Source organism: Occallatibacter sp. (genome assembly GCF_049582745.1).
GTDB lineage: Bacteria > Acidobacteriota > Terriglobia > Terriglobales > Acidobacteriaceae > Telmatobacter.
Map to the genome: position 1 here is coordinate 1 of NZ_JBAUUO010000069.1, position 2,060 is coordinate 2,060.

Consider the following 2,060-nt stretch of genomic DNA (forward strand, 5'->3'; position numbering starts at 1 on the left):
GAGGGCGCAGCGCATTCCATCCAGGCCAGGAGGTCATCCTCCAATCAAAGGCCGTATACATGTGCGCAGACCATTCCGCCAAACCTCATTCTTCGCTTGCAAAACGGCGGCGGACCATACATGACGGATGGACGGGCTTTGGCAAGATTTCAAAATCGTGTCCCCGTTCGTTGGCATCTTTCAACAGGTCAGCAGACTTCTCGTTCCCGGACACAAGCAGCACTTTGCAGTTCGGAAGAGATTTGCAGATTTCAATGGCGGCATCAATGCCTGTGATTTTGCTCATTACGACATCGATAATGAGCACATCAAAGGGCTCTTCTGTTGCACGTGTGATTGCGGCAGCGCCGCTGTATAGGGAATAGGCGGAATACCCAGACATGTTCAGAATTTGAACGAGAGAATCGGCCACAAGTTCCTCGTCATCGACGACAAGGACACTCAATTTGCGGTCTTCTCCTGAGATTGCAAACATGTGCACGCCCTATGGAGGGGTTGGACGGACTGAAATGGTTGTCGAGTTGCTCGCATTGGGGTGCCGGAACCCTCCCGGTTGGCAAAACGATTGCAATCTTCTTCGGAGAGTTGAGCCGACTCTATCTGCCCACGATGCTTCCAAACAATTGCGACTGTTAAAGATGAAGCTGAATTTTCGCTATTTGAACAGGAACATGTTTGCGATCCGCACGTCTTGGAGCGACTTCAACGTGGAATCGGCAAGATAATCGGAACATGGAACAAGAATGCGGGAGGGTAGGTTTTACACGGTTCTCGCCAGAGAGACAGGCGACTTCGTAGCCGTCAACCTGAGCGCGGACGAAGACAACCGCTTGCGTCGGAAAGTCCTTTTCAATCTTCCGTAGCGTGACACACGGAGGGACTAGATGAGTTCGGAAGAAATGCGAGGAGACATAAAACTCTGCGCCCTAACGCTTGGAAACACCCTTGCACAGCCTCGGAATCTCTTCCGGAGTCGCACGACGCTTTTGTTCAACGACCCAGAGCCAATCAATCTCCGTCGTCCGTAGGCCACGCAGAGAACGCTCCGTCACTCGCTTTCGCACCCCACCGCCTTTGAACATGACGTTGTAGTGAGGAGTTACGGGCGGGTTGTTGTGCCCCTCTAGGGCTGGCTTACCGGCCATCATGATTCCTCATCGAATTCATGGAGAATCTCGACAACTTACCGGATTATCGTGGTTGCGCTTCTACTTGAGGGGCATTCAAAATCTTCTTCTTGATTTTCACTCGTTCTCGAATTGGCCTAAGCACCAGTAGCTCCTCAATCACGTATCCGCCAGTCGTCCCGTCCGAAAACGTTACGACAAGCCCGTCTTGACCATCCAACTCGACTGCTAGTATTTGGATTTCGCGGTTCATCCTGGGACTATTACATTTGGAGGGGATGGCTGACTGTTTAGAATTGCTCAGTTGGCAACGGCCTATAATCCCAGTCTATGGTTCGTGACCTGTACTACAGACCGCGTGGCGCTCCCTCATATAACGTTCATTTCAAGGATGGGAGGCTTGCGAACAGGGTCACAGAACGTGCTCTCTGCGGCCTACGCCCATTGGATATTGATTGGGTTTGGGATGTAGAACATCGGCGTCGTGTGACACCTGATGAGATTCGAAAGCTGTGCAAGCTGAGTTCCGAGTCCTAGCGCGGTTACATGCCGACATCCGGACGGCATTCGGACCACGTGCAGCGTCCTGCTGCGCTGAAGCGCGGAAGCAAAGCCTTACAAACGGCCTGGCAAATTGATCTTTCCGCGGCGAGTACCAACCGCGATTTTCGCGCAAATCCGAATACGCGCCGAGGGATTGTCAAAGACGAAGAGCCCATGCCTCCGATTACAGATCTCTCCAATTTGTTCAGCCCGCCGGCGGCCAGAGAACGGCTTGCGATGAGCCCTGGGGCCCTGGGTTTAAACATTGCTGTCCAAAATAGCGGATATCTGTTTGACCCGAGGAATGTTTGAGGAGGCTGATCCCCAGTTACTCTGAAGTGGGTTCCCAGTCAGGACCACCTTCAGAGAAGAAAGGATCAGCCATGCTTC

General features: G+C 52.5%; 1 protein-coding gene. It reads right to left on the reverse strand.

Going from position 1 to position 2,060, the window contains the following annotated elements; all coding sequences use genetic code 11:
• Positions 1-85: 85 nt before the first annotated feature.
• Positions 86-445: a response regulator gene (locus WCA10_RS11605; RefSeq protein WP_472822685.1), complete on the reverse strand. Its 360-nt coding sequence runs from the start codon at positions 443-445 to the stop codon at positions 86-88.
• Positions 446-2,060 lie beyond the last annotated feature (1,615 nt).